The organism is Sphingopyxis sp. PAMC25046 (genome assembly GCF_004795895.1).
In the GTDB taxonomy this organism is placed as follows: Bacteria; Pseudomonadota; Alphaproteobacteria; order Sphingomonadales; family Sphingomonadaceae; genus Sphingopyxis.
Window position 1 is genome coordinate 375,641 of record NZ_CP039250.1, and the last position, 25,205, is coordinate 400,845.

Below are 25,205 nucleotides of genomic sequence, written 5' to 3' on the forward strand. Positions count from 1 at the left end.
ATGGGTCGCAATGCCGACGATGGACGCTGCGCATGCTTTTGCGCTCGACGTCACGCGGGTGAAGGATGCGGCGGGTCTGGCCGATCTGCTGGCGGAGGCCTGCGCGCGCATGGGCTGTTCCTGGTTCGCGCTGAGCCACCATGTCGATTTCCTCGCGGCTCCCGACAGGGGTGTTCGCGTCCACAACTATCCCGAGGATTGGGCCCGCTGGTTTGACGAGCGCGGCCTAGGGCTTACCGATCCGGTGCATCGCGCCAGTCACCGCAGTCTCGAGGGTTTCTTCTGGCGCAACATGAAGCCGCTTTCGGGCGAACGCCCCGAGGACGAACTGGTTCTCAGTGAGGCGCAGCGGCACGGAATAGGAGACGGGCTTACCATACCGGCGCATATTCCTGGCGAGGCGCATGGTTCGGTGTCCTTCGCCTGGACGCCGGGGATCGCCGCGAATGATATGGCGCTCCTCTTTGCCCGAATGATCGGTGGGCCAGCCTTCGAAGCCGCGCGGCTGCTCGCCAATCCCGAACTCGCGCAGGTCGGGCCGCGGCTGACGGACCGCCAGCGCGAATGTCTGATCTTGTCCGCCAAAGGCAACAGTGCCCCGAAGGTTGGACGCATCCTCGATCTCAGTCCCGACACGGTTCGCGAGCATCTTCGCAACGCGCGGCAGCGTTACGACGCGAATGGTGGGATCACGCTGACGGTGCGCGCGCTTTATGCCGGCGACCTCAGCTACGAGGATATCGCCAAGCGCTGAACTTTTTTCGCCGACACCCCCCGATCGTGCTATGGTGGAGTGGCAAAAAGCCGTTCAATTGGATGGTCTCTTTCGAAAAGGAGACACATCCATGCTTTCGGTAATCGACCATTCCAACCGCGCGCACGAGCATCAATTGCTCCGCGCGATGTTCGAGGCGCGTAAGCGCGTCTTCATCGATCTTCTGAAATGGGACCTGCCGGTGCTCGCCGACCGGTTCGAGATCGATCATTTCGACGATCCCCATGCGACCTATCTGATCGTCGGCGATCAGGAGGGCGGGCATCTCGCCTCGGCGCGCCTCCTTCCCACCACGCGCCCGGCTCTTCTCGATGGTCTCTTCCCCGGCCTCGTCGACGGCATCCCGCCGTCCGGCCCCGACATCTTCGAGATCACGCGCTTCTGCCTGTCGCCGGGGATCGGTGCGCGCCAGCGCCGCACCGCGCGCGACACGCTTCTTGTCGGGCTGGTAGACTATGCGCTCGCCAACGGCATCCGCTCCTACACCGGCGTCGCAGAGCTCGACTGGTTCGCTCAGATCCGGACCTTTGGCTGGGACTGCAAGGCGCTCGGCGAAGCCGGCATTTACGACGGCCGCGCGCTGACCTCGCTGCGGATCGAGATCGACGCCGACACCCCCGCAAGGCTCAAGTCGGCGGGGATTGTTTCGGGCAGCGCTGCGACGCCGGTCGCGGCCAATGCAGCGTGAAAGGAGCGGGACCATGATTACCGATATCGCTCCAGTCGATAGCCACCAGCCGCCCTCTGCTTCGATGCGGGCGCTCAAGGAAAACGGCTACGCGATCGTTCGCGAAGCCGTTCCCGCCGAGCTGATCGCGGCGATCGATCGCGACCTCGATCCGCGATACGCCGCGACGCCCTTTTGCGAGGGCGGCTTCTATGGGACACGCACCAAGCGCTTCGGCCGCCTGCTCATCCGCTCGCCGCATGTTGGCGCATTGGTCATGAACCCGGCGATCCTCGCCCTCGCCGAGGCCGCGCTCGGCGACTGGTGTGAGCGCATCCAGCTCAATCTCGCCCAAGCGATTGAGCTGCATCCGGGAGCGCTTCCGCAATTCCCGCACCGCGATCAAGATATGTGGCAGGGCACACTCGGTGAGGTCGAATATCTCGTGAATGTGATGTGGCCGCTGACGCCCTTCACCACCGAGAATGGCGCCACGATCATCTGGCCGAAAAGCCATGGGCTCGAGGCGCTCATCGAGGAACCGGCGGAGGAGCCGATCATTGCCGAGACCATGCCGGGCGATGCCATCGTCTTCCTGGGTTCGACGCTCCACGGAGCCGGCGGCAATTGCAGCGCGTCGGTGCGGCGCGGGATCATCATCAGCTACTGCCTTGGCTGGCTGAAACCATATGAGAACCAGTGGCTCGCCTATCCACCCGACGTCGCGAAGGACTTTCCGCCGGAGCTGGCGGCCTTGACCGGCTATGTACAGCATCGCCCAAACCTCGGCAACTTCGAGGGCCAGTGTCCCTCGATCCTGTTCCGCGGCTATCCCCCCGACCCGATCGCAGCCGTTGATGCGCTCCGGCCCGACCAGCAGGCGCTTCTTGCCGACTATATCGGCGACCAAAGATCGGCGGGCGGAGACGGGACGCTCGCGGCATGAGCCCGGGCACCACGATGGAGCGGGTCTATCTGGACCTCAAGGCGCGTATCCTGTCGGGCACCTATCCGCCCGGTACGCGCCTCGAGGCGGCGCAGCTCGCAAAGTCGCTGGCGGCCAGCGCTACCCCCGTTCGCGATGCCCTGTATCGCCTGTCGGGCGAGCGGATCATCGAGAGCTGGCATCAGGAGGGGTTTCGGCAGCCCCTTCTTAATGAGGCGGATTTGGTCGAACTCTATTGGTGGACCGGCGCCCTTCTCTCGCTGGCGTTGAAGGGGAGGACGCCGAGGCCCGATTTGCCAGGCGGACTGATCTCGCTCGCGAATCACCAGGCCTATCCTGAGGGGCTCAATGGCCTCTTCCGGACCATCGCAATCGGCAGCAGCAACGGCGAACTTCGCGCTACCATCATCAATTGTGTCGAGCGAAGCATGACAATCCGCACATTGGAGGTTCGTGTCGATGGGTCTGTGGGCGACGCGCTCACGGCGATGGCGGACGATTACCGGTTCGGTCGATGGAGCGCTTTACGCAGTAAAATCACGCGCTTCCATCGCCGCCGCGCGTCATATGCCGGCCGCGTCGCGGCCGAAATCCGGCGCCGGTCCGAGCCGCTGGATAATATTCGGAGAATATGAGTCGTATTAAATTCCTATACGGCGCGGCCTCCCTAGCTTCGAGAGGGCCGCAATTCCGCGGCAATCATGGAAGGAAGCGATCATGGACCGCGAACTCAATGAGTTGATCGAACTCGGCAGCGTTACCGGCGACACCGCGGGCAGCGAAGACGTCGGCATCGAAACGAACGGCAAGTTCAAGCCGCTCGGACTCAGCCAGGACTGACCAGCGCTCCGGGGACCGGCCCGAGGCCGGCCCCCGGTCGTTTCCTTGTGTCTGAGAAGGGAAGCAACATGGAACGCGATAACGACACGCTCGTCGAACTCGGCTCGGTCTCCGGTGACACCGCCGGCGACTGGGGCCTGTATGTCGAAGCCGGCGGCCGTATGCCGACGCCCGGTCTCGTCCAGGACTGACTGGTGTATCCGGGAGCCGTCCAGCATCGAGCGGCTCCCGGGTCTCGCGCGGCGCCATGACGACCGGCTGGAAACTGGCAACCGGAACGGGCTATTGCGAAGTCGACGGAGATCTCGTCTTCCTCGACCTTGTCCGGGACAAATATTTCGCGCTGCGCGGGCAAGACCGCGCGGCCTTCGAGCGGCTTCGGGCAGGCGAGCCGAACGACAGCGAGGCGATGGGGCGTCTTGTGGCGACAGGATTCCTCGCACGGTCGAGCGAGCCGACGAAGCTCGATCCGGCCTCGCCTCACATTCCGGCCAACGATTTGTCGGCGGTCGCCGACGGACCGACATCGCTCCGCATGGGTTTCGCAGCGTCCCGCGCGCTGCGCTGGGCAAGACGTTCGATGCGGCCAAACCGGATCGCGTCAACGGTGGAAGCCATGCGGAACGCAAAGCTTCGGCTCGGCGTGCCGGGCGCCGAAGCGGCGGTTCGGGGCATCGCTTCATCCTATGCAGCATCGCGCTGGATGGCGCGGACCCCGCCACGATGTTTGATCGACGCGCTAGCGCTCGACCACATCCTCCTGTCGCACGGCCTAGGCGCGCGGCTGGTTTTTGGGGTGCGTCTCAGCCCCTTTGCCGCACATTGCTGGTTACAGAGTCCCGGCGCGGTGTTGACCGGAATCTCGGCCGAGGCCCGCAACTTCACACCAATATTGGCGATCGGATGAAACGCGGCATTCTCGCACTTGTGGGAACCACGTCCGGGGGGCTGGCGCTTGCGGCAGCTGCCGAGCGCCACGCATTGCGATGCGTTCAGAATGCGGGCGCACTGACCGTCTATGCAGGCGCCGGCATTGCTGACCAAGTGATGGAAAGCGGTGCCCTATTGCTCGGGGACATTTATTCGCTTTCGGGCGCTACCTGCCACGCGCCCGGCGACGGCTGGGGAAGCTATCTGGCCTTCACCGTCGACGATGCATCGGTCGAGATCGCGCGCGCCGCGCTCACCGGCATGCCGATCTACTGGACCCGGTTTGAAGACGGCTTTCTGCTTTGGAACGATCTCGAGCTGGTCGCGCCAATGCTTGGCATCGGGTCATTCGATTGGCAGTTCATCGCCGGGACTTTGGCGTACGCCAATCTGCGGACCGAACGGACCGGGCTTGAAGGTGTGAGCGAGCTATTGCCCGGCAGCTGTGCCAAGTTTTTGGCCGAGGAGTCAGCTGTCCAGACTTTGTGGACGCCTTGGAAGGCTGTCTCGCAGCCCGATCTTCGACCAGTCGCTGAACTTGCGCTAGACCTCGAACGTCGGTTCCTTGGGTGCTTGCGAGGCTGGTGTGGGAATCGGAGCGACATCCTGCTCGAGCTGTCGGGCGGACTCGACTCTTCGATCGTCGCGGCAGGCCTGTCATCGGCGCAAGCCAATTTCTCTGCCGTCACTTTCGTTTCGTCCGGTGCCGACGGCGACGAGCGTCCCTACGCGCGCGCCGTCGCGGCGCATTGCGGTGCTGAGCTTCTCGAAATGCCCCACGCGGATACCGGCATCGATCTGGTATCGCTACCGCCTGTCCTTCACGCGCGGCCCTCCGCCTATGGCGTGCTCGGCGGGATCGACGATGCCTTCGAATCGGCGTTCCCCGTTTCCGATGCCGCGATCTTCGGGGGCATCGGTGGGGACAATATCTTCGATTTCGACACGAGCGTCGCGCCGATCCTCGACGCCTTTCGTCATTTCGGGCCGCGGCGCCCTGCATTCGAGACGATGCGCGACGTCGCGCGCGCGGGCGATGCAACGGTCTGGCAGGCCGCTCGCTTGGCGTATCGGGCGGTGCGGGACGGCCCGAGCGGCTGGCGCCGTGAGACCGGCTTCTGCGTCGCGGACCAGGTGCCGGCCTCGCCGCCGGCTCATCCCTGGGATGCGGGCGAGGAGGATGCGCCGCGCGGCAAGCGCAACCATGTGCGCGCGCTTCGGCGCATCCTCGACTTCGTCGACCGGCCGCGCCGCTGGCGGGACCGCGATGTCGTAGCGCCGCTGCTTTCACAGCCGGTGGTAGAATTTTGCCTTACTGTTCCGAGCTGGGCGTGGGTGAGGGGCGGTCGCGACCGCGCGGTTGCCCGCGCCGCATTCGCGTCGCGACTTCCGCCGGAGGTCGTTTGGAGGCGCGGCAAAGGGCGGCTCGATTCCCTCTGTACCGCAAGCTATCTTCGCCAGCGCGGTGCGCTCGCCGACCTCCTGCTCGGCGGGCGGCTGGCGGAACGCGGGCTGCTGGACAAGCCTGCGATCGAGACCTACCTCGCGCACGATCTCGTCGAGGGCGACTTCGCCTATTTCCGGCTGCTCGAAATCGCCGATGTCGAACGTTGGGTGCGGTCGGTAGAAGCCTCGCCCTTGATGGGGCCGAGCAGCCGCCAGCGACGATACTGATCGGCCTTCGCTGGATCGGGGTCGATCTCGCCTTTGAGCCAGAAGCGGAACCAGTCGAGATTGCGCTCATAGGCCGCGAGCTTCTGGCGGGGTTCGACCTTCAGATGCGGGGCGAGGGGGAAGAGGTGGGTCTCGCCGAGACCGTTGGTAGCAAGCTTGCTCATCAGTTCGGCCGACTGGCGCGCTTCGCTCTCGGGAAGTTGCAGCAGCATCGGCGCCGTGATCATATCAATATTGAGCGCGGCCGAAAGCGCCTGCCACTCGGCAGGTTCGGTATCCGGCGGGCCGAGCTTCCAGTTCTGCCGGATATTGCGGGCGAATGTCTCGCGGCCCGGGCGAGCATTGTACCAGTAATACGTGGGTTCGATCTGGACCGAGGCGATCGAAACCGCCTTGAGAAGATCGCTGTGCATGGCAGTCCATACCGCAACCTCGCTTCCGAAGCTGAGACCGCCCATGCCGACGCGGCTGCGATCTATCGTTCCGCGCCGGTCGAGGGTGTCGATCGCGGCCCGCACGGCTTCCATGCCGATCTGGTAGCGATCCTGCGCGATCTCGCCGCCTGGGAGGACGTCGATGCAGAGCGATGCGATGCCGCCCGCGGCAAGCGCGCGCAGAGGCCATTCGTCGCCTGTTCCGCCGCGCAGATATCCATTGCAGCGATAGTAGGTGACGAAGAGCGGCAGCCGCCCGGGGATCTTCGGGCGGATGAGTATGCCCGACGCACGGCTGCCGCTCACCTGCCACGCGATCGTTTCGACAAGGAGCCCGTCGCGGCCAGGAAATGAATTTGGGGAATCGATGATCTTCTTGCGGCCAGAGGCCTCGATCCGGACGAGGCGGGGTGAGACCGACGCGGCCGCCTCGACGCAAAAGATTGCTTTTTCGCCTGCAGCGCAGGGCTTGCTGTCGCTCCGCCCACTCGAGAGCTGTCCTGCCGAGACCGCGATCATCTTGAACTTCGCCGACGCGGGCGTCCACACATGCAGGGTCGTTTGGCCCGATTGGGCGCGGAGTGCGATCAGGACGCGGCCGTCGGCAAGCCCGCTCCGCCATGCGATACGCTCCGCATCGTTCGGGCAGCCGCTCGCCGCGACGCAGACGCCGCGCTGCCGAAGAATGCCGCGGAGGCTTTCGGGGATGTCCGGCCCGGGCGCCGGCTTGAGCAGGGCGCGTTCAGCGTCGTTCGCCGGGCGCTCGCTGGTGCCGGATGCGTCTCGGGCAACGACAGCGCGCGGTGTATCTTCGAGCAGCGGCACGCGGTCGAACCAGTCACCAGAGAAGCGCTGCGTCGAAGGACGTCCATTGATTGAGGCGCCGCGATAGAGGGGTTGGGCAAGATCGACGCGCGCGTCGAACAAGATACCGGTGTCGCGCTCGGCCTCCTCTGCCCGCGCGATCGCATCGCGCGGAGGTCCTTCGCGCGAGATGACGGTACCGTCAGCGGCGATGGCAAAGGCCTCGATTTCGCCTTCGCTTGGCCCGATCTCGTGGAATCCCGACCCGTCGATGGGACTCACCCACAGGCCGATTCGTCCGTCGACAAGGGCACGGACAACGACTGCCTTGCCGTCGGGCATCCATGTGGCTTCGCCGGGCAGGACGCTCCCGGCGTCGTTCCACATCGCGGTGCCGAGTCGTCCGAGCGCGCGGGGAGGGGCGGTGGCGTCCGTGGGCGCTAGATACCAGTCGATATCGATCCGGTTGGTGACGGTGGATGGGCGCTCGACCCGATAGGCGATCCAATTTCCGTCAGGAGAGACCGCGAGCCCCGACAGGTCGGCAATCTCGGCGATTTCGCGCGGGGTCGTCTGGCTGGCCGCGGGCGATGCCGCGGCCAGGAGACAGCCGAGGATCGCGGCTTTGCTCACCATCGGATGGTGGCCTGGAGCGACATCATGCGGCCGAGCGGGCTCGCCTTCTCGGGGTCGTAGCCGAGCGCGGACGACACGCTGCGGTTGTTCACATAGGGCGGATCCTTGTCGAACAGGTTGGTGATTCCAAGGCTGAGCCGCAGGCCCCGCCCTTCCACGCCATCGCCGCCCCCGATGCGCTGCGAGATGCTGAGGTCGAACGTGGTCCAAGAACCGACCCGCTCCATCGGCGTCACGACCTGGTTGAGATAGCCGTCGATGTAGTTGACGAAGGCATTGGCCGAGAAGCCGCCCGTCGCCCAACCGAAGCGACCGCGAAGGCGCCATTTGACCGGCTTGGCATAGGTGCCGACGACATCGACCTGCGGCCCGCCCGGAGTCAGTTGCTGTTTTATCGAGAAGATATGCGTGCCCGCGATGCCGAGGTCGAGCGTTCCGCCCGCGAATGCGGGGGAATAGCCGACATCGAAATCGATCCCGCGCTGGCGTTCGGCGGCGAGGTTGCGGATGCGACCGTCCAGGATCGCGGCGACCTGGCCCGGCGCGATGTTTGCTGCGTTCACGAAGCTGGGACGTGCGAAATATCCCTCTACCAGTGCCAGCGACGGATTGTCGGTGATCAGCCCGCCGAAGCGCGCCCGGTCGACAAGAAAGCGGGTGTAATCCTCGCTCGCCGTCCCGATGCGGTCGCGATAGTCGACGTCATAATAGGTGACCGACGCCTTGAAACCGGCAAGCGACGAGGGGGCGACGTCGATGCCCGCGGTCCAGGTCGTCGCTCTTTCGGGACCTACGTCCGGTGCATAGCCGAACAGGCCGAGTATGTTGGTCGTGCCCGTCGGCGAAGCGGGGTCGGGGACCGCTTCGGTCTGAAACAGCGAAATCGCCTCGCCGATGAGCTCGTCGAAGGCGGGCGCGCGGAAGGATTTTCCGTAGGACCCGCGCAGCGCAATGCCCTGGAACGGTTCCCATCGGACGCCGACCTTGGGATTTTCGCTTCGGCCGACGTCGCTGTATTTCTCGGCGCGCCCGGCCAACGAAATGTCGAGCCTGCGGAAACCCGGCATCCCGTTATCCGGCCCGAAGACCGGCACGAGCAGTTCAGCATAGGCTGCGCGAACCTTCCGCACGCTCGGAATGATGTCGAATGGGTCGGTGAAGGGCGTCGCGAGGCTGAATCCGTTGACGGTGTAATAGTCGAAATTCTCGCGGCGATACTCCGCGCCGATCGCGAGCCGGACCTCGCCGCCGGGCAGGCGGAAGAGCGGGCCGTCACCGCGGAGCGCCGCCGACCAGCTTTCGAAATCATTGACCGACTGGAATGTGCCGCGAATGCTGTCGATGGTGACCGGATTGTTTGCGGTGCCGTTTCCGAAGACGTTGAATGCGGTTGCTCGGTTGGTGTCGGCAAGCGCCGCAGCAAGGCGCGGGCGATTGACGAGATTGGCCTTGTTCGCGATGCCGCGCTGATGGCCATAGGCGCCGCCGACCTGCACGCGCCAGCGGCCAATTTCCTGGTCGAAGCCCGCTGAGGCGGTGAGGCCGCGCGCCCGGCCGCTGTCGATCTGCGGTCCCAAGTCGTTCACGAAGCGATAGGCGACGCTGACCGGCTGGTTCGTGCCGATCGGATCAACGTAGAAAGGATTGGTAACCGGCACCCGCGCGGCCTGGATGAAGTCTCCGGTACTGACGCGGCTGTAGCGGCGCTGCGCCGCGAGCGCGCTTGCGCGAAAGGTCAACGTGTCGGTAAGGTCGAATTCGGCAGCGGCATAAAGGCTGTGAATGCGCGTTCTCGGCAAAATGTCGCTGTTCACGCGACCGTCGTAGCGGTTCTGGACACCTGGAATCAGCTGAGCGGCAGTCAATGCGCGGCCGTCTTGTCCGGCCGGGATGCCAAACCGCTGTCCATTCGCGGCCGTAATCGTCCCGGGCACCGCGAAGTTGGTCCGATAGTCGGGGCCTCCGAAGGCCCGCAGATCCTCGCGCGCGAAATCGCGGGAGGCGCCCGCGAGCGCACCGCGCTGCGAGTATTGGTAAGCAAGCACCAGCCGTGCGCCGCCGAAGTCACGACCAAAGATTTGGCCGAACTGCAACTCGGTCGTATCGCCATCGGCGGTGCCCGCGCGCAGCATTGTCTCGGCTCCCTCGAAGCGACTCCGCATCCGCACGTTCACCACCCCGGCGACCGCGTCGGCGCCGTAGATCGCCGATGCGCCGTCGATCAGCACTTCGATCCGTTCGACCGCGCCTACCGGGATGAGCGAGATGTCGGCGAAGACGCCGCCGATCCCGCCAAGCGCTGGGCGCGCATTGTCGATGAGGACGAGGGTCGACGAGGTCCCGAGGCCGCGCAGGTTGATGCTCGAGCCGAAAGTCGAATCCGAACCCCCGCCGTTCCGGGTCGTGGTCGTCGAGACTGCCTCGTTGGGGCCGCCGCCAAATGCCTGTGGCAGTGATTGGAGCATCTGCTGAACAGTGCCATAGCCGCTCTTTTCGATGGCTTCGCGGTCGATGGTGACGACCGGAGAACCGGTCGGTCCTGCACCGCGAATGCGCGAGCCTGTAACGATGATCGCTTCGCCGTTCGTCTCAGTCGATCCAGTCTCCCCGGCATCGACGTTTCCCGAGCGAAGGACCCATGCGCCTTCGACGAGTTCGATCGTCAGGCCCGTGCCGGTGAGGAGTCGGGAAAGGGCGGCGTCGGGAGAGAGTCGCCCGCGGACACGGTTGCTGCGTCGGCCTTCGAGCAGGCTCGAAGCCGCGATGACCTCGCGGCCGGAAATGTCCGAATATTTGCGAAGTGCGTCGCTAAGGCGCTGACCCTCGATATTGTAGGTCTGCTCGCCCGTCTGCGCACACGCGCTGGGTGCATAGAGTGCGGTCGCCGAGACGCCCGAAGCCAGAACGGCCGCGAAAAATTTCATCGTCATTCATCCCTCCCGTGCGGCCGATTTTGGCCGTCTGAAGGGAAAAAATGACGGGGGCTCCGAACACCCTATGGGTTTTTCTTGGGTGTCCTACTCGGATTTCGCGCCGAGAATCGGTCCGTTCGCACCGAACTCGACCTTGAGATCGAGCGCGGCGCCGAGCTTCAGCGCAAGTTTCCGGGCATCGGTCATGTCGAAGCGTCCCGTCACCTGCAGCGATGCCAGCGCCGGATCGGCCAAGCTGATCTTGACGCCATTCTCGCGGCCAGCGCGGTCGAGGATCGCGCCAAGCGGGAGATTGTCGGCCCACAGTGATTTGGCCGGGGCGTTCGCCTCCTCGCTCTTGATCGTCTGGGGGCCGGTCGACCTGACCTCGGCGCGTTCGCCGGGGCGGAGGCGAAGTGCCTTTCCGCCTTCGAGGCGCCGCACTTCGACCGAGCCTTCGACCAGCGCGATGCGCGGAACATCCGCGCGGAGATCGACCTCGAAGATGGTGCCGAGCGCGCGCGTGACCGAATCTCCGGCCTCGACGAGAAAGGGACGCGACGCGTCGTGTGCGACCTCGAACCTGGCTCGGCCGTCATACAGAATGACGCGGCGTTCGCCGTCCGAGAAGCGCGTCTCGATGCGGGCGCCGTCCATCAGCGTCACGCGCGTCCCGTCGGCGAGCTGGCTCTCGCCTTGCGCCGAATTGGTGGCGATGATCGGCTGATCGCTGTCGCGGCCGACCAGATACCAGGCGAACCCGACCGCGATCACCGCAGCGAGAATTGTGGCAAAAGCCCATCGCCGCCCGCCGGGTTCACGCTCCCGGGCATCGGCCCGAACATCGGCCTCGATCCGGGACGGCGACATCGCCGCAGACCAGTTCCAATTGTCGCGCGCTTCGTCATAGGCCTTGGCGTTGTCCGGCTTGGCCAGCCATTCGTCGAACGCCGCCCGGTGCTGGTCGGCATCGGGGCCCATCATCTTGTCGAGCCAGGCGGTGGCTTCGCTTTCGGCGCGGCTCACTGCTTACCCCGCGCGCGCTTGATGGCGGCAAGGGCTTTGGTCATGTGGCTTTCGACCGTCTTCACGCTGATTCCCTTGATTCGAGCGATCTCGGGATAGCGTAGTCCTTCGAAGCGATGCATCAGGAAAATCTCGCGCGTGAGCGGAGATAGCCTCGAAATGGCTCTTTCTGCCCGGCGAAGGACGTCGCGCGCTTCGAGCGCGGCGTGCGGGTCGCTCGCTCCCTCATGCTCGTCACTGAAACTGTCGTGCTGCGACCGGTGACGGCGCCCGTCGGCGCGACCATATTCGGCGAGGAGCATCCGGGCGCTCTTCACGAGATAGGCTCCGGGGCCTTCGACCAGCGCAGCGAGGCCGCCGCGCGCGCTCGCAAAGCGGCTGAAGACTTCCTGCACAAGGTCGCCGACATCTTGGGTCGGCGCGCGGCTCTTGAAGAAGCGGGTTATTTGGGGGCGGTGTTCGGAGTAGATCGCCTCGATGCGCGCCGATCGGCCGAAGCGCTCCCAATCCTCTGGCGGCAAGGGGTCGCCGCCGGCAATACCCGGTCGCTCGCTGTCCTTGTCCTCGAAGTCCATACCTGCCGCCTTCCCGTTCGGGACGAAGGCGGCAAGCCGGGCGTTGAGAACTTGCTTAGCGAACAAGCGCCGCCGCCTTTAGCCCGAGGGCTTGGACATGCGCAGCGGCCACCCGGCAGGATGGAATAGGAAAACTAAGCTAAGCAGGTTCTCACGCCTGGCACCGTGCGCCTTGCCCGATGCACCTCAAAGCATAGCTTTGCCCCTGTCGCTTGCAAGCCGGCTGTGCGGAGATAGGTCCAGATCGAGTCAAATTCCTGCGGACCGCGAGGCTATTTCGCGCCCTTTAGTTCGTCGTCGAGTGAGCATTCGGTGACCATCCCCGAAAGGTCGGGAAGGGCGGGCAGCCCCGAGGGGCCGGGTCCCGTGTCTGGCTTGAAAGCAGGCATCATGAACGACGGGAAATTGAACTCTGGAGGATTTTCGGCCGCGAGCGTCTTGCCGACCTCGGCGAACGGGTGTTTGAAAAAATGTTGGTTGAGCGCGTCGGCGATACCCTTTTCCTTTCCGGCACGCGCCAACGCAAGAACCGCATCCCCGTCCTTCCAGTCGATCGGCGCCTTGGACCGCTTGGCCTTTTCTTCCTTGAGAAGATAGAGAGCGTCGGCATCGATCGTTCCGCTCGTCCATATCTCGAAGCGATGTTCGGCTTCTCGTAGGGCGGCATGGTTCGCATAGTGCGCACGAAAGATCGGAATCTTTTTGAGCCAGATTTCGACCTCAGCGCGCGACAGTGATCCGCCGGGCTCTTTGCCTTTACATTCGATCGCTGTCACCGCGCTCGACTGCTGGGTGATGGCCTGAACGTCTATGTCCGCGGTCTGGCCGGTCGCAGGATTTCGCGCGGTAACCCCCATATCGATAGAGATAGCGCTTCGCCGGGCGAGGTAGCCGACCACTAACTCGAATAGGATGCCGCGCAGGTTGAGGCTGCGTCCCTCGATGTCGAGCAAATTGTCGAGGAGGTATGTGAGCCGCTCAGGACTGGACGATGCATATTTGGCGGCATTTTTTAGGACTTCGCATAGTGACGCAATCGCCACCCCAACCCGTTTGCCGAACAGATCTTTCGGCGTGGCGAGCATCACGCCCGCGGCATGGCCAGCCTTCATTGCTTCGCCGGTAAATTCTTCCGCGACAATGATCGACAACACCCCGATATTCTTGAGGGTCGCCTTGAGCATCCTCGCCTTGCGGATGAAGAACTGGATTTCGTCGGCGGTAAGCCGCCCCTCAGCGAACACGTCGGCGACAATGAAGCCGGGCTTGCCGCCGGGACCCTGGAGCGGAAGCAGGTAGCTCGGGCCGGCGAAATCGAAGGCGAAGGGGCCGATGGGCTGGAGTTCTTCGTCGCCGCGGATGCGGATCAGATTGTAGCTCGCAAATCCGATCTTCCTCGCCCATTCGCGCATTCCGTCGAGCAGAATCCCCTCTGTGAGGTCGCGGGCCCTTAGTCCGGCAGGCGTGCCGAAAGCCAGCGACGGCGCGAGCTCGAAACATCGGCCGTGGTCGATATTATGTATTTCCTTGATGAACCCTGCGGCGATCAGGCGTTGCGCGACCGTCTCGACCGGCAGCTGTCCGCGCTGCGGGATGACCGTCGCGCCGCTGATCGACGCGAATTGGTCGGCACGGATGAGGCCGCCGCGTGCGATCATGCCATCGACCGATGCAGCGAAGACCGAATTGGTCGCGCGCATGTCGCGAATGAAATTCTGCCAGAAGCGTTCGCTGTTCCGATCCTTGTCGAGATAGAGAAAGGCTTCGCGCTTGGGCAGCATCGGGACTGGAAAGCGGCGTATCGGTTTTGCGACCCGAGCGACGCGCTGGCGCGCTGCCTCTGGGCTCGCTCCGGCAGCGACGAGCGCCTCGACAATCAGCGACGAGCGCGATGGGCCATGCTCTGAAAGATATTGCGCGATGGTGGTCATGGTCGATGTCACACTGCTTAATTTATTAATTTAACTACCCTGTGCCTCCTCGTTTTTCAACCTTCGATATGAACTCAAATTTTTCAAATACTTAACGAGACGATTTTTGGACGTCCGCGCGGCGCGATGTCACAGAGCCATTTCGAACGACTGAAAATCGTCGCCGCACGCTGCAGCCGCAACTGCGCTGGGCCTTCGCTCGGTCAGTGATGGTAGAGCGGGAATTGCCGTGCGGTGGTCGGGCATTCGCACGGGGCGAGCACCGATATCGCTCGAGGCAAGACGCGGAAATGCGCAGGCGTCGCGGTGACGATCTCACCGTCGGTGTTCACCGGCATCGGCCGCCGCGTCTCGATATCGAACTCGACGCATTTGGCGGTGCGCACTTCCTTCCACGCGCCATGCGTGCCGGACCGGAAGGCGCGAAGCATGAGGGCGAGCTTCCAGAGGTTTTTGACCTCGAGACTATAAAGATCGAGCGTGCCGTCGTCGATCGCGGCATTCTCTTCTACGACATTACCTCCCCCGTAGAGACGCCCGTTGCCGATCGCGACCTGATAGGTGCTGACGGTCCTCGACTCGCCCTTCTCCCTGATCCTCGCCCGGAACCGCTGGGCAGCCAGGATGACCCGCAGCGCGGCGACGGCATAGCCGAGGCGGCCGAACCTTTTCTTGATCGCCGGGTCGAGCTTCTGCGCAAGTTCGCTGCTGATCCCGATGCTCGCGACATTGAAGAAGGCATGGCCATTGACCATGCCGACATCGATCCGTCGGCTGTGACTCTCGACAATGACGTCGGCCGCCGCCGCGAAGTCGAGCGGGATCGACAGGGTGCGCGCCAAGTCATTCGCGGTTCCGGCGGGAATGATTCCCAGCGGCAGGCCGCTCTCGATCACCGCGGGCGCGGCGGATGAGATCGAACCGTCGCCGCCGCACACGACAATGATATCGGCGGTCTGATGCAAGCGTGTCACGTCGCGTGCAATTTCGGGCAAGCTCTCGAACGGCTCGACCGTCACCAGAAGGCCGCCGGCAGCGAGGCGCTCGCGAACGGGAACGAGCGCCTGCTCGCCCTGCCGCGCCTTTGCATTGTGCAGCACGAGGGCGCGCGTACCTTTGGGCCACGGCATCGACACGATCCTGTTCAGCAGAGTTACGACCGTCGAGCGCGTGCCTTCAGAAGAACCACGCCCGATAGAGCAGGCCTATATATCGCCGCGACGAGGCCGGGAAGCATCCGTATCGATGCAGCTCCCTTTTCGGCTTCGTCATATCCTTGGCGCGATCGCTCGCCCTGATCGCTCTTCCATTTTCGAAGTTCGACCGGTCCCACCCAAGAGCGCTCCGCCAATCTGGTCGGCGGCGGCGCCCGCGCAAGCGAGGCGTAGCCTCACTCCTCCGCTGCGCTTCGGCCCTTCGGGTGCGCAAGCGCCTCAAGCCGCCGACCCGCCCGGCTGCACGCCCGGGATGGTCCCGGGCAAATCAGCAGGAGTATCGACATGGCGAGCATCGGCATCGTCAGCGGCAGCATCGAGAAGGGCTTTGTGGGCCAGCTCATCACGCTGTCGATCAAGGCACCGATCGAGATACGCCCCAACCGCGGCAAGGCGAGCGATGTGCAGCCCGACTATCGCGTTTGGTCCGATGGCGTCGAGATCGGAGCCGGCTGGATTCGCGTCGCCGAGCAATCGGGGCGTCCCTATGTCTCGCTCTCGCTCGCGACCCCCGAGTTCGGGCCGCGGCGCATCTACGCCAATCTCGGGCGGGCCGCGGGGCAGGATCGCGACGATGTTTTCGCGATCATCTGGACACCCGCCGACTGAGCGGCGGCCATCTTGCGGCATCCTTGCGCATCGGAACAATCTTCCGGGTGCAAGGGTGCCGCCACCTTGTTAGGGTGACCCCAATGCAGAGCAGCCTCGAACATCTTCCCCCGCACAAGCAACGCGAGATCGAGCGCGTCGTCGAGATCATCTTCGAGGAATTCGAGGATGCGCTGGCGCTCGCGACGCAGGACTGGAAGCGCAAGGGCCGGATTTCCAAGATCATCCTCTACGGCAGCTATGCACGGGGTGGGTGGGTCGACGAGCCGCACACGGCGAAGGGCTATCAGTCGGACTATGACCTGCTGATCATCGTCAACGACAAGCGGCTGACCGATCGGGCGGACTATTGGTCGAAGCTCGACGACCGGCTCATTCGTGAGCTGTCGGTAACGAAGCGGCTCCGCACGCCGGTGAATTTCATCGTTCACAGTCTCGACGAGGTGAATGCCGGACTGACGCAGGGTCGCTATTTCTTCATCGACGTCGCTCGTGACGGGATCGCGCTGTACGAGGCCGACGGGAAGGAGCTCGCAGAACCCAAGCCGATGACGCCGCATGCGGCGCTCGAGATGGCGCGCGAGTATTTTGATGAGTGGTATCCTAGCGGAGCGCAGTTTCTTCATCACTATCGAAGCGCTGTCGCTGCAGGTTGGTTGAACAATGCGGCCTTTCAGCTTCATCAGGCGACGGAACGATATTACCACTGCATCTTATTGGTATGCACTTTCCACACGCCGCACATCCATAATCTTGTTTTCCTGCGCACCCAAGCCGAGCGGATCGATGATCGATTGATCGAGGCATGGCCGCGAGAAGTTAAGGCCGACCGGTCGCGGTTCGAAAAGTTGAAGGAAGCGTACATCAAGGCGCGCTATTCGAAGCATTACGCGATCACCGCCGACGAACTGGAATGGCTCGGCGCGCGGGTTCAGCATCTCGCCGGTATCGTCGAGACTATTTGCCGTGACCGCATCGCTGAGCTTGAGACAACAGCGCGTCAGGCAGGTTGAGACCCGCTACTTTTTCCCGCGGAACCGCTCGAATTTGGCCTTTCCCTCGGCAGTCTCGACCGCGACATTGGCATTGCTGCATTCATCGCCGCGCTTGTCGCCCGCCGTGCAGCTTTGGACGACGTCGCGTGCCTCATCGAGATTGGCCTCGAAATATTGAACGCTGCGTGGCTCCGGCGGAGCACATGCTGTCAGGATCGTCAGGCTGGCGATCGCCAGCATCTTGAAAATGATCATCGTCACCTCCGACGATCAACTCTAGCGTCGGCGACCCGGTCCATGCAGTGGCGATTTGAGATTTAGAACCAAATTGAGGCTAGTTCTCCGTCCATCGGCCTATGTGAGCCAGTTTTGCGCCATTCTTAGCTCTCTCTCAAGCGTCGCATTGGGCGGCGAGGCTCAAGGGAACGATTGAGGAAATCCGTCGCAAAAGCTAGTTTGCAACGATGAGCGAACCACCAGCACCGCGCGGACAGCGCCTCGTCACACCATATGCTTTCATCGATACCGAGGCTTTTCGTGCGGCGGGTCTCGACTGGCAATCGCGAACTTGGTCCAGCCTGATCGATCTAGCGTCGAAGAGCACGCTCGAGCCGATCACGACTTCCATCACCACGCGGGAGGTTGAAGCGAGACTTTCGGAAGCGCTGGCGGAGGCGGAAGCAGCAGCGAAGAAGCACGGCGCGATTTTTGGCCAGCTTGGAGAAAGCGGTCCCTTTGGTGATACCGATCCAGCCGATCGGAAGGCACTGCTTCACGCGCGCTTTCGAGAATTCCTAGCGACAGCAAAATTTACCGAAATCCCCGTTGTTGCCGATCACAAAGCGATTTTTGACGATTATTTTGCTGGTGCTGCGCCCTTTGGGGAGGGCAAAAAAAAGAGCGAGTTTCCGGACGCCTTTGTGCTGTCGAGCCTCCTCGCCTGGATCCGGCCCGGTCGACCCAGAATATATGTGGTTGGCAAGGATCCGGACCTGGTGAAATTCTGCGAGGGACGGGACGATCTGATCCAATTGGACTCCGTTGCCCAGCTTCTCTCGCTGGCTCTGGCGTCAGCCCAGTTGGTGAAGCGTCTTGAAGCGCATGTCCGTGGAGACGCGTCCCTGCTCGAAAGGCTGAGGGCACGCCTTAACTCCTATCGTCCGCGCCGTGTCGATATCGAGGTTGAAGATGTCGAGTTCTTCGATCTTGAGATTTCGAGCGTGTTTCTCGTCGACGAATCCGAGGAGGGACAGGATTTTGTCCTTGAGGTCGAAGTCTTGGCTGAGGTCGAAGCCGACGTTCGTGAGACGGGTCATGAGTATGTCATCTCGCGGCGGGGAGAGCCTGATTTGGATATTCGGACTTACCATGCTCGTCCAACTTCCAGCGCGGCTATTTATGTTGAGGTGCTGGTGTCCGAGGACGATAGTGGCGAAGAGCCAGCCTTGGTGACGACCGATTGGGCTATCACATCGGGCGATATCGAAATCAAATTGCCATCTCAGTTCAGCAGGCGTGAAATCACCCTCGAGGCGCGGTGACGCCAAAATCCTTCGTTGACGCCACCGGAGCGTTGCCAGTTTCGACGCTTTCCAGATTTCAGATGAAATTTTTTCCATTTTTTTAATGCAAATTTTCTGCGCAGCAAATATCAAGGTTTTTCCGAATATTCACTTTTAGGGTGATTTTTGCTGGGCACAAAATATGGCCGAATTTGAAAATTCTCAGCGCGAATTGCTCGATGCGCTTTTGGAGGCGCTTTTGGCGCTGCCGCAGTCGCACGCGCAAATCGAGCGATATGAGGTCGAAATCGGGCCTCGCGGCCGCGCCGACGCCCTGATCGGCGCATATATCGGCCGCCAGCCGCTCTTATTGCTTGTCGAAATCAAGGCGCAGCTTTTTCCGCGCGATGTGCGCGAAGCAATCTGGCAGCTTCGGAATAATCAGGCCCATCTCAGCAATTCCGGTGACGACCGGGAAATCATTCCTTTTTTTGTCGCCCGTGCGATCTCGCCGGGCGCTCGAGAGATTTTTCGGGAAGAGCGCGTCGGATATTACGACCTCGGAGGCTCGCTTTATATTCCGGGGAAAAAGGCATTCATATTTCTCGATAAACCGGCTCCGAAAAAAGGGACGAAGAAATTCGATTCCATTTTTCAGGGGCAAAAGGCGCGCGCACTCCATGAAATTTATGAGAGGCGGCAGGACTGGCTGGGCGTGAAGGATCTCGCCGATGCGAGCGGCGTATCGCCCGCTACGGCTTCCGAGACCCTCACGGAACTCGAACGGCGCGAGTGGGTGGATGTGCAGGGGGCGGGTCCGTCGAAACAGCGTCGATTGCGCGCCGCACGGCCCCTTCTCGAAGCTTGGACCAGCTATGCGAGCGATCAGAAGGCGCCGACAGTGCGGCGTTACTATGTCCCGAAAGGGAGTGACGCACTGGCGCTGGCGCTGCGCCTTGATCAGGCGTGCGACGAGGCGAAAGCCGCCTATGCGGTCACCGGCGAGGTAGCCGCTCAAATCTATGCCCCCTATCTTTCTTCCATCTCGCAGCTTCGTTGCCGGATCGAGCCCGGGCAGAAGCTGATCGAGGCGCTGCTCAATCTCGACGCCCGGCCCGTGGCGGAGGGGTGGAATCTCGGTATCATCGAGGCGAAGAGCCGGCGCGATGTCGCGGTCGGCCAACGGATCGATGGCGTCTGCTATGCGCCGCCGCTGCAGGTCTATCTCGACCTGCTCCAGGCGTCCGGCCGTTCCCGTGAATTGGCGATGCACCTCCGTAGCGAATGTCTGGATAAATAATGCCCAAACCACAGACGATCAGCGGCTATGAGGACATGGTCACCGACGCGTGCGAGCGCGTACTGGTCACGCTCCTGCGCGGGCTTGGACCATGGAAGGATTCGGTCTTTCTCGTCGGCGGACTCGCGCCGCGCTATCTCGTGACCGCCAGGCCGCCGAAAGTCCCGAAACATGCGGGCACGGGTGACGTCGATATCGTCGTCGACGTCGGAATCCTCACGACGACCGAAGCCTACAGTACGCTAGAAGAAAATCTAAAGGCGATGAACTTCGAGCGCGCCGAGAATGAAAAGGGTGCGAAGCAATCCTGGCGGTGGCGCGCCGAGATCGAGGACGGCACGACGATGATCCTCGAGTTTCTGGCGGACTCGCCGGAACTTGGAGGCGGCAAGGTAAAGGAACTTCCTTCGGACGGAAATGTCTCGGCGTTGAACATCCCCCACGCTTCCATGGTGTTCGACCATCACGGGACCGTCGAAATCACGGCGGACCTGCTGAACGGTAAGGGCCGTGCCACCGAGGTCGTGCGCTACGCTGATATCGTCACCTTCACCTGTCTCAAGGCCTTTGCTTTCGATCAGAGGTTCGAGCGCAAGGATGCGCACGACCTGATCTACTGCATCGAGAATCTGGAAGGTGGCGTCGGCGCGGCGCAATCCGCATTCGCGGCTGCACTGACCGGTCCGCATGCCGAGGCGATACGCGAGGCTCTTACTCGCATGGCGGCTCGCTTCCGCGATCCCAATCCCGACGAGAGCTATTTGCGCGACGGGCCCGTCGCCGTGGCAAGTTTCGAAGACGACGAAGCCGATGTCTCGGCCGACCCCGATCTGCTGAACGCCCGGATCTTGCGGCAGCGACATGCCGCGGAAATTATGGCCGACTTCCTCAAGGCATTCGAAATCTGATGACGAAGGCTGTGATCGCAGTTTCGTTCCGGCGCATTCCAAGAGCTTGCCCGTGAACAAAGCGATCATAGTCGGCGCGAGTTCAGGGATCGGCCGAGAGCTGGCGATGCTGCTCTCGCATCATGGCTATTCGGTTGGCGTCACCAGTCGGCGCCGCGACCTGCTCGCCAATCTCGCTGGCAATTCTTCCGGTTCGATAATCTACGAGGCGTTCGACGTGGCCGACACGACCGCGATGCAACGCGGACTCGCCGCCCTGATCGAGCGGCTTGGCGGGCTCGACTTGCTGGTGATCAGTGCCGGGGTCGGCCACATAAATGCCGATCTTGTCTGGGAGGCGGAACGCGAGACCATCGCGGTGAATGTCGAAGGTTTCGCGGCCGCGGCCAATATCGGCATGCAGCACTTCATCGCCCAAGGCACGGGGCATCTGGTGGCCATTTCGTCGATCGCGGGATTGCGGGGAAGCGGCGACGCGCCTGCCTACAATGCGTCCAAGGCCTTCGTCTCCAACTATATGGAGGCGCTACGCCAGAACATGGCGCGCCGGGGCCTGCCGATTGCAACGACCGACGTGCGGCCCGGCTTCGTCGACACCGCGATGGCGAAGGGTGACGGACTCTTCTGGGTTGCTTCGCCTGAAAAGGCGGCGAAGCAGATCTACGGCGCCATCCGCGCCCGTAAGTCTCATGCCTATGTCACCAAACGCTGGTGGCTCGTCGCTGGCCTGATGAAACTTCTGCCGAACGCCATCTACGACCGACTCTAGCCGCTCGCGATCATCGCCCGTGGCAGATTTTGTATTTCTTGCCAGAACCGCAGGGACATTTTTCGTTGCGGCCGACCTTTTTCCTCGGCTCAACCTCCCTGGGGGCACCGCGACGCTGATCGAACAGCGCCTGCAAAGGGGCAGGAATCACAACCTGTCGCTGCGGGGGACCGCCTTTGCGCCGAACCTCGCGAATGATGGCCTTCTGCTCCTGGAATGCCGCGCGATGGTTCGGATCCATCGCATCCTCGAACGGCAGCAGCCGCTCGACCTCGTTCGCCGCCGCATCATGGTCGCCGCAGTACGCAAGAACCACCGCATATAGAGCGCGAGCTTCGAGAACGGGCCCCGCGAGGCCCGCGCCTTGCAAGATGGGGAAGATGTTCCGTTCGAAGGCCTCGCGGGCGCTTATGAAGTCGTTCACCCAGACCAGTTCTTCGACAAGATCGAGACCAACCCGGACGAATGACTGGTAGGATTGCGACAGTTCGTAGAATTTCATCGCATGGATGCGTGCGAGAGTAGATCGCTGGCTCTTCCGGCCCAAGGCCTGCGCGAAAAGATCGTGACTGTCTGCCAGATGTTTCAGCCGATCGGTGAGATCTTCGTCTTTGGGAAGAAGCTCCCGAAGTTCGGGGGCGTTCCGTCCTATCACATCGTCGGGCCTGATCCCGAGCTCCCGATAATATTCGCCGATGAGGGCGAGTGCCTCACTTACCGCTGTATCGTTGTCGCCGAGCTTGAAGAGGGCGAGGGCGCGATTGTAGCGAAACACGCGCAGATGTTCGGGCTGGTCGGGAAGTCGATCCGAAACTTCGTCAAGCATGGCCCGGACGCCATCAATGTCGCCAAGCTCGGACAAGAGCAACATCCGCTTCATGCCCCAGGCCATCCACTCCTCGTCGCCGAGCTCGTTCGCCCTCAGCAGCGATTCCATCTCGTCGACCCGCTCCCGGCCGGCCTCATAATCTCCCTCGCGCAGATCATTGAAGACCAGGCCGTCGAGCGCCCACAGCCTTGTCTCGGCATCTCCGTTCGGATCGGCCGCGATCGTCAGCAGATAGGGTTCGATTTCCGGCCAGACCCCGAGTTCGTGGAACAATTCGTCTGTGGCAAACTGCACCAATATTCTCGCCTGACCGAGAAGCCCGAACAGACGGATGAGCAGTCCTAACTTCGCGAGGCTCCAGTTGGTCCGGATCGAGCTTACGATGACCCGCTGCAGCGAGCCCAAGGCTTTCTGCTCGAAGTCCTGACCCTTTGCCGAGACGTCCGCTTTGCCGAGTATCCTCACCGCGTCGTGAATTTTTAGGCCGCTATTCCCGAATAATTCCAGCGCACCCGTTGCGGGAAGCGCGCGCAACCGGGCCGTGGCCGCCTTCGCGTCGATGTCGCATGCGGCTTGAAGCAAGGCACTGGCTTCGTCCCGTGAGAGCGCGACATCGGCGAGGCTCAGGACCGCGATCGTTTCTCTGTCGACCGGCGGCAAGCCTTCGAACGCGCGCCTCAGGATAATCTCTTGAGCCGTCTCGACGATATTGGTCTGCTGCTCGATATCCGTACAAAAGGCCCTAATGTCGCCGCCATATTCGCGCGCCGCGATCGTCGCCGCATTGAGTACATAAAATGGCAGGCCTCCGGTAATTCTGGATAGCCGCTCGCAATCGCCGAAATCGGCACGGCAACCAGCATCTTGAACTGCCGCCGCGATAGTGTCTTCGTCCCAGCCGTTCAGAGTCTCGGCTTGAATATCTAGTCCTGCTTCGAGTTCGGCGATGTGCCGACCCGGTTGGCTCAGCAGGACAAATCGGAGATTGGGGCCCCGTGCTACCAGCGCCTCTATATCGGCCGCGGGAATGCGGTGGCTGTTATCGATGACGACAGCCGCGTGAAGGCCGTCTTCGCCGAGCTTGATGCTCAGCGCGCTCACCATGTCCAATCCGCTCGCGCCCGGCAGAAGAATTTCGCCGAGCTTGTCGTTGGAGCGACCGAACATCTTCGCCGCCACTTCGCGCGCTACCGCTGACGCGAGCGCGGGTCCCGGCGTGTCCCCAACGTCGAGATAGGTGACCGGGAGCGCAGCATGGACCGCGGCCTCGGCCATCCAGGCGGTTTTCCCCGAGCCCGAAAGTCCCGCTATGATGCGGACGGGCTGGTCACTTAGCAGGGCGGGTTCGTCGACCTGGGCGCGGTACACCGGGGGCGGCGCCGGAAGCTGCTGCATCTGGACCACGAGCTGCTCGAACAGGTCCGGCAATTCCTCGCGGGAAAAACTGTGATCCTCGCGCGGAGGCGTGCCAGCGGATGCGAGCATGACCATGGCGGCCAGCTTCCAGGTCAGCGTCTCCGGCCTGAGCAACCCGAATGGCAGCTGCGCCGCGAGATCCGAGCAATATGCAGCCATACCGGCAACATTGTCGGCAGGTCGAGGCAGGCAATTGTCGGAGGGCTCAGGACCGCCTGGCCAATGCAGCTCGACATCGTCAGGCCAGTCATCCGCGGCAATCTTCTTGAGCAGGGCTGGCGACGGAGGCGCATTCGTCGCGATCACGAATCTCGCGTCGCCAGCTCGCAGGCCGTTCTGATGATCCGCACGTATGTCCTCGAAACGCTCTAGTGCTCCTGAAATATCACTGGGATTGAGGACGTCCTGCCGCGTTTTGACCTGCGCATAGATACGGGCGTCCGGAAGCTGGACTTCAATGTCCTCGTCCCGCTCGACGATGATATGTTCGGCTCCCGCCTTTCCCGCGAGGAGAAGGCACGCTGCCGCGAAAAGATGCTGGTAGAGGAAACCCCTGTGTACGGCCTCGATCCGGATGAGTTGGCGCTCGTCGAGAACGAGGAGTTCGTCGACCGGCGGCTGTGGGCGTTCTGCCTCATCCTCCGCGCGGTGATCGGCCGCATTATGACCGGAATTGTCTCCGGGATCTTCTGACGCGGTCATCGTGTCGTGAAGGCTGCGACGACCTTGTTCGTCCCGTCCATGAGCAGGCCGCACTGAATGTCGGCGACCAGGACCGTCGAATTCACCGTGATATCGGTCGGATTGCTGATCGTCGTCTTGCCATAGGGGTAGGTGGCGCGAACGACATTCGGGAGCTTCGGCACGACAACAAAGGCAATCTTGGCTTGGGGTTTGAAGGCTTGCGCTTCGGCGACGCTCATGGGGATGGTCCCGATGACCCCACCCTTGTTGGCGATGAAAAGCTCTTCGCCATAGCGCGCCGGTTCACCCTCGAAGATCGCGTTCTCGGTCCGGGTAATCTTGCTGATGGTGGCCTTCGCCCCGAAGCCATTCTGCGCGGAATAGGTGCCGGTCGTGACCTCGCTGCTCGAAATCGTCACGTCGAGGTTGCTGAGGGTGCTGGCCTTCGGACTTTCGACTTTTGCATAATAGAAGGTGTCCCAAGCGCTGAAGTTCGTATTGTCGAACAGGTAGGACTTCACCTCGAAGGCTCCGAGATCGGCATTATAGGCCAGATATTCCGCGCCTTCGATCTTCTTCGAGATGATGAGGGGGCCGGAGCCGCCCGCTGCTGCGAGCCGGGCGCGGTATGCATCGCTGGTCTCGAATTCGTCCTTCGGCGCGACGGGCTTGATGGACGCGATAGCCTGGTCGAAGGTCTGGGGCTGCACCATGGTGCCCGTATAGGCTGCACAGCCCGATTGCGCCTGCGCCAGTCCCGGCGCGCAGATCAGCGCCGCAGCCAGAATGATTTTCCTCATTGGTTTTGCTCCCCCTTGAGCCCGTGCAA

23 protein-coding genes are annotated in these 25,205 nt (G+C 62.6%); 14 read left to right on the plus strand and 9 right to left on the minus strand.

Translation table 11 applies throughout. The annotated features are described in order from the left end of the window. The first annotated feature begins 10 nt into the window (after nt 1-10). The 8 genes from E5675_RS01730 (at nt 11) to E5675_RS01755 (ending at nt 5,832) form a co-directional block, all read left to right on the plus strand. The gene (locus tag E5675_RS01730; protein ID WP_052208764.1) at nt 11-754 is read left to right on the plus strand and encodes a LuxR family transcriptional regulator; all 744 of its coding nucleotides are present in this window, start codon (nt 11-13) and stop codon (nt 752-754) included. Between the two features lie 91 nt (nt 755-845). Beyond that, complete coding sequence (locus tag E5675_RS01735) at nt 846-1,463, plus strand: acyl-homoserine-lactone synthase (RefSeq protein WP_052181957.1); 618 nt, start codon at nt 846-848, stop codon at nt 1,461-1,463. Nucleotides 1,464-1,476: 13 nt separating this feature from the next. Next, nucleotides 1,477-2,388 (plus strand): phytanoyl-CoA dioxygenase family protein, encoded by a 912-nt coding sequence (locus tag E5675_RS01740; RefSeq protein WP_037553312.1) that lies wholly within the window; start codon nt 1,477-1,479, stop codon nt 2,386-2,388. Further along, on the plus strand, nt 2,385-3,023 hold the full coding sequence (locus E5675_RS01745) for a GntR family transcriptional regulator (protein WP_052181958.1): 639 nt from the start codon (nt 2,385-2,387) through the stop codon (nt 3,021-3,023). Before E5675_RS01740 ends, E5675_RS01745 begins: the two co-directional genes overlap by 4 nt. Before the next feature lie 82 nt (nt 3,024-3,105). Continuing rightward, nucleotides 3,106-3,228, plus strand: a complete 123-nt coding sequence (locus E5675_RS21875) for a hypothetical protein (RefSeq protein WP_255265930.1) — start codon at nt 3,106-3,108, stop codon at nt 3,226-3,228. A gap of 68 nt (nt 3,229-3,296) precedes the next feature. Then, nucleotides 3,297-3,419 (plus strand): hypothetical protein, encoded by a 123-nt coding sequence (locus E5675_RS21880; protein WP_255265931.1) that lies wholly within the window; start codon nt 3,297-3,299, stop codon nt 3,417-3,419. A 56-nt stretch (nt 3,420-3,475) separates the two neighbouring features. Further along, on the plus strand, nt 3,476-4,135 hold the full coding sequence (locus E5675_RS01750) for a lasso peptide biosynthesis B2 protein (protein ID WP_136173114.1): 660 nt from the start codon (nt 3,476-3,478) through the stop codon (nt 4,133-4,135). Continuing rightward, entirely contained in the window at nt 4,132-5,832 is a 1,701-nt protein-coding gene (locus E5675_RS01755) for an asparagine synthase C-terminal domain-containing protein (RefSeq protein ID WP_039579005.1), read from the plus strand. The genes E5675_RS01750 and E5675_RS01755 overlap by 4 nt, the downstream gene beginning before the upstream one ends. Here E5675_RS01755 and E5675_RS01760 read toward each other — a convergent pair. The 6 genes from E5675_RS01760 to E5675_RS01785 all read right to left on the minus strand — a co-directional run bounded on the left by E5675_RS01760 (nt 5,733) and on the right by E5675_RS01785 (nt 15,280). Next, a complete protein-coding gene (locus E5675_RS01760) occupies nt 5,733-7,706 on the minus strand; it encodes an Atxe2 family lasso peptide isopeptidase (RefSeq protein ID WP_037553315.1) in 1,974 nt (657 codons plus the stop codon). The genes E5675_RS01755 and E5675_RS01760 overlap by 100 nt on opposite strands. Then, nucleotides 7,700-10,630: a TonB-dependent receptor gene (locus tag E5675_RS01765; protein ID WP_168707775.1), complete on the minus strand. Its 2,931-nt coding sequence runs from the start codon at nt 10,628-10,630 to the stop codon at nt 7,700-7,702. Before E5675_RS01765 ends, E5675_RS01760 begins: the two co-directional genes overlap by 7 nt. A gap of 93 nt (nt 10,631-10,723) precedes the next feature. Next, nucleotides 10,724-11,644 carry a FecR domain-containing protein gene (locus E5675_RS01770; protein ID WP_052181960.1) on the minus strand — a complete coding sequence of 307 codons (921 nt, stop codon included), beginning with the start codon at nt 11,642-11,644 and terminating at the stop codon, nt 10,724-10,726. Next, nucleotides 11,641-12,285 carry a sigma-70 family RNA polymerase sigma factor gene (locus tag E5675_RS01775; RefSeq protein WP_136173115.1) on the minus strand — a complete coding sequence of 215 codons (645 nt, stop codon included), beginning with the start codon at nt 12,283-12,285 and terminating at the stop codon, nt 11,641-11,643. Before E5675_RS01775 ends, E5675_RS01770 begins: the two co-directional genes overlap by 4 nt. A gap of 206 nt (nt 12,286-12,491) precedes the next feature. Then, entirely contained in the window at nt 12,492-14,150 is a 1,659-nt protein-coding gene (locus tag E5675_RS01780; protein ID WP_037553316.1) for a hypothetical protein, read from the minus strand. A 203-nt stretch (nt 14,151-14,353) separates the two neighbouring features. Next, on the minus strand, nt 14,354-15,280 hold the full coding sequence (locus E5675_RS01785; RefSeq protein WP_052181962.1) for a lipid kinase: 927 nt from the start codon (nt 15,278-15,280) through the stop codon (nt 14,354-14,356). 369 nt (nt 15,281-15,649) lie between these two features. On the opposite strand from E5675_RS01785, the gene E5675_RS01790 reads away from it, so the two are divergent. Then, complete coding sequence (locus E5675_RS01790; protein ID WP_037553318.1) at nt 15,650-15,973, plus strand: DUF736 family protein; 324 nt, start codon at nt 15,650-15,652, stop codon at nt 15,971-15,973. 83 nt (nt 15,974-16,056) lie between these two features. After that, a complete protein-coding gene (locus tag E5675_RS01795) occupies nt 16,057-16,986 on the plus strand; it encodes a HEPN domain-containing protein (RefSeq protein WP_037553319.1) in 930 nt (309 codons plus the stop codon). A gap of 6 nt (nt 16,987-16,992) precedes the next feature. On the opposite strand, the gene E5675_RS01800 is transcribed toward E5675_RS01795, so the two are convergent. Then, nucleotides 16,993-17,223, minus strand: coding sequence for an EexN family lipoprotein (locus E5675_RS01800; protein WP_037553321.1), 231 nt, complete (start codon nt 17,221-17,223; stop codon nt 16,993-16,995). Between the two features lie 209 nt (nt 17,224-17,432). Between E5675_RS01800 and E5675_RS01805 the strand changes: the two genes are divergently transcribed. The 4 genes from E5675_RS01805 to E5675_RS01820 all read left to right on the plus strand — a co-directional run bounded on the left by E5675_RS01805 (nt 17,433) and on the right by E5675_RS01820 (nt 21,447). After that, nucleotides 17,433-18,509 (plus strand): PIN domain-containing protein, encoded by a 1,077-nt coding sequence (locus E5675_RS01805; RefSeq protein WP_037553323.1) that lies wholly within the window; start codon nt 17,433-17,435, stop codon nt 18,507-18,509. A 163-nt stretch (nt 18,510-18,672) separates the two neighbouring features. Continuing rightward, nucleotides 18,673-19,770, plus strand: coding sequence for a MarR family transcriptional regulator (locus E5675_RS01810; RefSeq protein WP_037553325.1), 1,098 nt, complete (start codon nt 18,673-18,675; stop codon nt 19,768-19,770). Nucleotides 19,771-19,805: 35 nt separating this feature from the next. Then, nucleotides 19,806-20,678: an antitoxin gene (locus E5675_RS01815; protein ID WP_235211415.1), complete on the plus strand. Its 873-nt coding sequence runs from the start codon at nt 19,806-19,808 to the stop codon at nt 20,676-20,678. 52 nt (nt 20,679-20,730) lie between these two features. Further along, on the plus strand, nt 20,731-21,447 hold the full coding sequence (locus E5675_RS01820; RefSeq protein WP_037553328.1) for an SDR family NAD(P)-dependent oxidoreductase: 717 nt from the start codon (nt 20,731-20,733) through the stop codon (nt 21,445-21,447). Between the two features lie 10 nt (nt 21,448-21,457). On the opposite strand, the gene E5675_RS01825 is transcribed toward E5675_RS01820, so the two are convergent. Continuing rightward, nucleotides 21,458-24,394: an SEC-C metal-binding domain-containing protein gene (locus E5675_RS01825; protein ID WP_197411522.1), complete on the minus strand. Its 2,937-nt coding sequence runs from the start codon at nt 24,392-24,394 to the stop codon at nt 21,458-21,460. Further along, nucleotides 24,391-25,176: a hypothetical protein gene (locus E5675_RS01830; protein ID WP_037553329.1), complete on the minus strand. Its 786-nt coding sequence runs from the start codon at nt 25,174-25,176 to the stop codon at nt 24,391-24,393. Before E5675_RS01830 ends, E5675_RS01825 begins: the two co-directional genes overlap by 4 nt. Between the last annotated feature and the right edge of the window lie 29 nt (nt 25,177-25,205).

Bases quoted from the DNA above. Each gene is read 5' to 3' on its own strand.
- E5675_RS01810 (WP_037553325.1), top strand. From the start codon at position 18,673: ATGGCCGAATTTGAAAATTCTCAGCGCGAATTGCTCGATGCGCTTTTG.
- E5675_RS01800 (WP_037553321.1), bottom strand. From the start codon at position 17,223: ATGATCATTTTCAAGATGCTGGCGATCGCCAGCCTGACGATCCTGACA.
- E5675_RS01750 (WP_136173114.1), top strand. From the start codon at position 3,476: ATGACGACCGGCTGGAAACTGGCAACCGGAACGGGCTATTGCGAAGTC.
- E5675_RS21880 (WP_255265931.1), top strand. From the start codon at position 3,297: ATGGAACGCGATAACGACACGCTCGTCGAACTCGGCTCGGTCTCCGGT.
- E5675_RS01765 (WP_168707775.1), bottom strand. From the start codon at position 10,630: ATGAAATTTTTCGCGGCCGTTCTGGCTTCGGGCGTCTCGGCGACCGCA.
- E5675_RS01745 (WP_052181958.1), top strand. From the start codon at position 2,385: ATGAGCCCGGGCACCACGATGGAGCGGGTCTATCTGGACCTCAAGGCG.
- E5675_RS01730 (WP_052208764.1), top strand. From the start codon at position 11: ATGCCGACGATGGACGCTGCGCATGCTTTTGCGCTCGACGTCACGCGG.
- E5675_RS21875 (WP_255265930.1), top strand. From the start codon at position 3,106: ATGGACCGCGAACTCAATGAGTTGATCGAACTCGGCAGCGTTACCGGC.
- E5675_RS01780 (WP_037553316.1), bottom strand. From the start codon at position 14,150: ATGACCACCATCGCGCAATATCTTTCAGAGCATGGCCCATCGCGCTCG.
- E5675_RS01825 (WP_197411522.1), bottom strand. From the start codon at position 24,394: ATGACCGCGTCAGAAGATCCCGGAGACAATTCCGGTCATAATGCGGCC.
- E5675_RS01830 (WP_037553329.1), bottom strand. From the start codon at position 25,176: ATGAGGAAAATCATTCTGGCTGCGGCGCTGATCTGCGCGCCGGGACTG.
- E5675_RS01795 (WP_037553319.1), top strand. From the start codon at position 16,057: ATGCAGAGCAGCCTCGAACATCTTCCCCCGCACAAGCAACGCGAGATC.
- E5675_RS01785 (WP_052181962.1), bottom strand. From the start codon at position 15,280: ATGCCGTGGCCCAAAGGTACGCGCGCCCTCGTGCTGCACAATGCAAAG.
- E5675_RS01815 (WP_235211415.1), top strand. From the start codon at position 19,806: ATGGTCACCGACGCGTGCGAGCGCGTACTGGTCACGCTCCTGCGCGGG.
- E5675_RS01805 (WP_037553323.1), top strand. From the start codon at position 17,433: ATGAGCGAACCACCAGCACCGCGCGGACAGCGCCTCGTCACACCATAT.
- E5675_RS01760 (WP_037553315.1), bottom strand. From the start codon at position 7,706: ATGGTGAGCAAAGCCGCGATCCTCGGCTGTCTCCTGGCCGCGGCATCG.
- E5675_RS01735 (WP_052181957.1), top strand. From the start codon at position 846: ATGCTTTCGGTAATCGACCATTCCAACCGCGCGCACGAGCATCAATTG.
- E5675_RS01790 (WP_037553318.1), top strand. From the start codon at position 15,650: ATGGCGAGCATCGGCATCGTCAGCGGCAGCATCGAGAAGGGCTTTGTG.
- E5675_RS01740 (WP_037553312.1), top strand. From the start codon at position 1,477: ATGATTACCGATATCGCTCCAGTCGATAGCCACCAGCCGCCCTCTGCT.
- E5675_RS01755 (WP_039579005.1), top strand. From the start codon at position 4,132: ATGAAACGCGGCATTCTCGCACTTGTGGGAACCACGTCCGGGGGGCTG.